Annotated in this window: 4 protein-coding genes, 1 pseudogene and 1 riboswitch; of the genes and pseudogenes, 2 read left to right on the forward strand and 3 right to left on the reverse strand. The window is 55.6% G+C overall.

The features are described 5' to 3' along the window. The 3 genes and pseudogenes from purH to alr all read right to left on the reverse strand — a co-directional run. A pseudogene (gene purH / locus OEL57_RS13780) lies at positions 1 to 697 on the reverse strand (bifunctional phosphoribosylaminoimidazolecarboxamide formyltransferase/IMP cyclohydrolase); the annotation flags it as partial. 129 nt (positions 698 to 826) lie between these two features. Then, positions 827 to 1,867, reverse strand: coding sequence for a selenide, water dikinase SelD (selD, locus tag OEL57_RS13785; RefSeq protein WP_300741202.1), 1,041 nt, complete (start codon positions 1,865 to 1,867; stop codon positions 827 to 829). 4 nt (positions 1,868 to 1,871) lie between these two features. Further along, positions 1,872 to 3,014, reverse strand: coding sequence for an alanine racemase (gene alr / locus OEL57_RS13790; RefSeq protein ID WP_300741204.1), 1,143 nt, complete (start codon positions 3,012 to 3,014; stop codon positions 1,872 to 1,874). A gap of 91 nt (positions 3,015 to 3,105) precedes the next feature. Continuing rightward, positions 3,106 to 3,206: riboswitch (TPP riboswitch) on the forward strand. Positions 3,207 to 3,273: 67 nt separating this feature from the next. Here alr and thiD point away from each other — a divergent pair. Both thiD and OEL57_RS13800 read left to right on the forward strand, forming a co-directional pair. Continuing rightward, positions 3,274 to 4,752, forward strand: a complete 1,479-nt coding sequence (gene thiD, locus OEL57_RS13795; RefSeq protein WP_414718527.1) for a bifunctional hydroxymethylpyrimidine kinase/phosphomethylpyrimidine kinase — start codon at positions 3,274 to 3,276, stop codon at positions 4,750 to 4,752. Then, on the forward strand, positions 4,749 to 5,177 hold a 429-nt coding region (locus OEL57_RS13800; RefSeq protein WP_300741207.1), incomplete at its 3' end, for a phosphomethylpyrimidine synthase ThiC. The genes thiD and OEL57_RS13800, both read left to right, overlap by 4 nt.

Raw genomic sequence — 5,177 nt, forward strand, 5'->3', positions numbered from 1 at the left:
ATACATAGAAGGCGGCGGATTGGTGGGGGTTTTCACCATAACGCAGATCCTGAGCCTTTTTAACCTGCAGGGTAAAGGTTTCAGGGTACTCAGCAGCGGTCTCACCCAAACGGGCACCCAGCCAGTTGGAAATAGCACCATCGTATGCAGCAGTATGCTGATACACCTTGACTGCCAGACGGAAATTGGTCTTAACCGAAACGCAACCGCTATTGGCAGCCATCTCTTCCAGTACAGTGGCATAGTCAGCAGCATCAACCAGCACGGTCACATCATGATTGTTTTTTGCAGCAGAGCGCAGCATGGTGGGGCCACCAATATCAATGTTCTCGATGGCATCTTCAAGGGCGCAATCAGGCTTGGCCACGGTGGCCTCAAAGGGGTAAAGGTTTACCACCACCATGTCAATCGGCTCTATGCCATGCTCCTTCATCTTGGCCTGATGTTCTGCATTGTCGCGGACACCCAACAGACCGCCATGCACCTTGGGGTGCAGGGTCTTGACCCGACCATCCAGCATCTCAGGAAATCCGGTAAATTCAGACACATCCTTCACCGTCAATCCGGCTTCGCGCAGCAACTTGGCGGTCCCGCCCGTGGAAAGGATCTCCACCCCGTAACCTGCCAGGGCCTTGGAAAGTTCTACAATACCGGTCTTGTCGGAGACACTGATCAGCGCCCGTGTAATTTTGGCCATGATGACACCTCGATGTATGTTGGTTTGATTATCTTAATGATCTACGGTCAGGAGTGAGCTTTGTAGCATGGGAGACAGGAGCCTGCCAAGTGCTTTTGAAGCTGCAACGCGTATACAACACAAGAGAATTTAATTAATGATCACCGGCAGGGCAGCTTGAGGCAGTACCTCACCGATTGCCACACAGAAGATATTGTTTTTGCTGGCCTCAACCTGAAACAATGCCGCATCATCAGGGGCCAAGGCAATCAGCAGACCACCGGATGTCTGGGGATCAAATAGCGGCAACAATCGATCAGCTTCACAAGCACCAGTATCAACCTTTGAAAGGTAAAAACTGCGATTCTGATAACAACCGGCAGGCACCATACCGTCTGCAATTTGATCTGCAACCCCTGCCATCAAAGGAATCGCATCAAGTTGCAAGCGAAAGGTTACTCCTGCGCCCAGGGCCATCTCGCAGCTATGGCCGATCAGGCCAAAACCGGTTACATCAGTACAGGCAGAAGGATTGTGACGTAGCATCAACTCGGCAGCAGCCCGGTTCAAAAGCGACATCCAACGAACCACCTCAGCTTCTTGGGCGGCAGTTGCCATCTCACCTTTGACCGCCGTGGTAAGGATACCGACCCCCAGCGGCTTGGTCAGTACAAGCAGGTCACCGGGCCGGGCGGTACTGTTACGCAGCACTTGGTCAGGATGCACCATACCGGTAACTGCCAGGCCGTACTTCAACTCTTCATCCTCAACCGTATGTCCCCCAACCAGACAGCAGCCAGCCTCGTTCAGGGCATCCTGCCCACCGGCCAGCAATTCACCAAGGACCTCTGGAGGCAGGCTACAGTTTGGGAAAAAAGCGATATTCATGGCGGTCAGCGGCTTGCCACCCATGGCATAAATATCTGAAAGGGCATTGGCAGCAGCAATCCGGCCAAAGGCACGGGGATCATCAGCAGGCGGCGTAATCACATCGCAACTCTCCACCAGCGCGATCTCCGGCGTCAGATAATAGACCCCCCCATCATCGGACGTTTCAGGTCCCACGATCAATCTGGGGTCAGCAGGACGCCTTAGTCCTGCCAACGCAGTGGCAAGGCCCTCCGGGCCCAGCTTGGCCGCTCAGCCCGCAGCTTTGACGGTTTGCGTCAGTTTGATCTTTTTGTTGGTCATGGTGTTACTTTCCTGTTCCAATGTACACTCTGGGCACCCGTTTACTGATGCCGCACAGCAACTCATAGGGAATGGTACCGGCCAAACCAGCCACCTCTTCTGCAAAGACGGTACTGCCTTTACGGTCCTCCCCAATCAGAGTCACCTCATCCCCCACCGCCACTCCGGGGATATGGGTTACATCCAGCATCAGCCAATCCATACAGACCGTGCCGGAAACCTGCGCCCGTTCTCCTCTAACCAGAACCTGCCCCTTATTGGTCAGGGCACGGGGATAGCCGTCAGCATAACCAACCGGTACACTGGCTATCAGAGTGCGCTGCTCGGCAGTAAACCGACGGCCATAGCTGATGGTGGTAGAAGGTTCAACCCATTTCAGCATGGCGATTTTGCTTTTCAGGCGCAGCACCGGACGCAGTGAAAGCCTGCCCTGAAAATCAGGCGAAGGCAATGCCCCGTACAGTGCAATACCAGGACGTACCAGATTACAGAAGGGATAATCATTCAGCAGTGCTCCGGCACTGTTGGCAATATGGATATAACGAGGCGAAAAACCGGCCTTGCGAATCTGCTCCACTGCCCAGCCAAACCGCTCTCCCTGCAGCCGGGTAAAGTACTGGCCCGACTCATCCAGCTCGTCGGCAGAGGCAAAGTGGGAAATCACCCCTTCCAGATAGATGTTGGGCAGCAGCTTGAGGACATCCAGCAGGGCAGGCACCTGATCATAGGGAATTCCAAGCCGACCCATGCCAGTATCCACCTTCAGATGCACCAGGGCCTTGCGGTAGAGTTTGCCCGCTGCCAGATCCAGCGCCTTCAGTTGTTCAAGGGAAAAAACTGCAGAGGAGATACCAAATCCAACACACTTACGTTCCTGACCGGGATAAATCCCACCCAGCAACAAGACCGGTTTGTCAATACCACTTTTACGCAACTGGATCGCCTCAGCCAGAAAGGCCACCCCAAAGGCATCCACGCCCTGACGTTCCAACTCCTTACTTACCTCAAGAAAGCCGTGGCCGTAGGCATCAGCCTTGACCACTGCCAGCACGGCTGAGCGTGACGGCACGGAAGCGCGGACAACGGCATAGTTCTCCCGCAGGGCACCAAGATCTATCTCTGCAAAGGTTGGGCGACTGTCAAACATGCCACTTACTTACCACGGCCCGCCGCAGGGGGCAATCTGAAAACTCTGTGTACGGAAGCGGTTGACGACCTGCTATTTTTATCGTATGGTTACGTCGCCCTGGGGGAGCCTTGCATAGGCTGAGACGGCTTTGCCGGACCCCTTGAACCTGAACCGGGTAATGCCGGCGGAGGAAAGCGGCCTCGTTCCCAGCATCTCTTTTCGGGCCGCCTGATTTGTATTCAGTGCGGCCTTTTTTCGTACCACGAGGTACCACCAAATGTCTGAAAAAACCATGCCACTGCGCCTGGTGGCAACAGCCCCCAAAACCATGCGGAACCGTCCCATTGCCGGGGTCTATCTGATCACTGATCAGCAGGACAACCTGCTTGAACGGGTAGCCCGGGCCCTGCGTGGCGGCGTAGCGGTGCTGCAGTATCGCGTAAAAGACAAACCCTATGAATTCTGCCTTGACGAAGGCACCAGCCTGAAGCAGCTTTGCAGCCGCTTTGGCTCTCTTTTTATCGTCAACGACGATCTGAAACTTGCCCACGATCTTGATGCGGACGGCGTACATCTGGGACAGGACGATGGTTCCCCCCAGCAGGCCCGTGAACTGTTAGGGCCGAACAAGATCATTGGCGTCTCCACCCACAATCTGGATGAGGCGCTCAAGGCTGAGGCAGATGGTGCAGATTATCTTGGTTTTGGTGCCATGTACCCTACTGACAGCAAAAATATCACTCATATGCCCGGCACCTCAGGACTGGCTGCCATCCGGGACCGGGTTAAGCTGCCGATTGTGGCCATTGGCGGCATCAGCCCGGCCAATGCCTGCCGCGTAATTGAGGCTGGTGCCGATGCGGTTGCTGTTATCTCTTCAGTCCTGTCTGCATCCAGCCCAGAGGTGGCTGCCACAGAACTGCGGCTGCTGTTCAACCGGCTGGCCCCCTATCCCCGTGGTGGTGTACTGACGGTTGCCGGTAGTGACTCCGGCGGCGGTGCCGGTATCCAGGCCGATCTCAAGACCATCACCCTGCTGGGCAGTTACGGCGCCTCGGCTATCACCGCCCTGACTGCCCAGAACACCCGAGGAGTCAAGTCGATCCACGGCATCCCTCCCTCTTTTGTCAGGGATCAGATCGACACGGTGCTGACTGACCTGCCGATTGACCTGATCAAGACCGGCATGCTGCATACACCGGCTATCATCTCACTACTGGCCGACTATCTGACTGAGCAGAGCCATTATTACCCGGTGGTGATTGACCCGGTTATGGTGGCCAAGGGTGGCGCCTCGTTACTTGAACTGGATGCCGTTTCCATCTTTCAGGAAACCCTGCTGCCCCATGCCTACCTGCTGACCCCCAATATTCCTGAGGCAGAACGGCTGATTAACTGTCGCATCAACAGTGAAGCCAGCATGGAACAGGCAGCCCGGCAGCTACACAGTATGGGCGCAGCCAATGTCCTGCTCAAAGGTGGGCATATGAGCGGCGGTGATGCCGTTGATATCCTGTTTGACGGTCAGGCCATCCATCGTTTTAGTTCAGAACGGTTCTTCACCAGCGCCACCCACGGCACAGGCTGCAGCTTTGCCTCTGCCATTGCGGCTTATCTGGCTCAGGGTGAGCCACTAAAAGAAGCCGTTCGCCTGGCAAAAATCTTTATTAGCAATGCCATTCGCCTGGCCCGCCCGATGGGCAAAGGCCATGGCCCGATCAACCACTATCTTGCTGCAAAGGAAACAGACCAATGACCCAGCTTGAAGCCGCCCGCCAAGGGATAATTACTGACAAAATGAAGACCGCTGCCGCTGCTGAAGGAGTTACCCCGGAGTTCATCCGTGACGGTATTGCCAAAGGCACCATTATCATCAGCCATAACGACAAGACCCATAAGCATGGCATCCCGCTGGCAGTGGGAACCGGCCTGCGCACCAAGGTAAACGCCAACATTGGCACCTCGGCCGATGATACTGACATCACCAAAGAGCTGGAAAAGGCCCGGGTGGCGGTCAAGCATGGTGCAGACGCCATCATGGACCTCTCCACGGGCGGTCCGGTGGATGAGATCCGACGCGCCATCGTGGCTGAAACCACTGCCTGCATCGGCTCGGTGCCACTCTATCAGGCTGCCACTGACACGGTGCGGATCAAGAAGAAGGCCCTGGTGGATATGACT

The organism is Trichlorobacter sp. (assembly GCF_030247655.1).
In the GTDB taxonomy this organism is placed as follows: domain Bacteria; phylum Desulfobacterota; class Desulfuromonadia; order Geobacterales; family Pseudopelobacteraceae; genus Trichlorobacter.

Excerpts from the sequence above, each read along its gene's own strand:
- alr (WP_300741204.1), bottom strand. The coding sequence starts at position 3,014 with ATGTTTGACAGTCGCCCAACCTTTGCAGAGATAGATCTTGGTGCCCTG.
- thiD (WP_414718527.1), top strand. The coding sequence starts at position 3,274 with ATGTCTGAAAAAACCATGCCACTGCGCCTGGTGGCAACAGCCCCCAAA.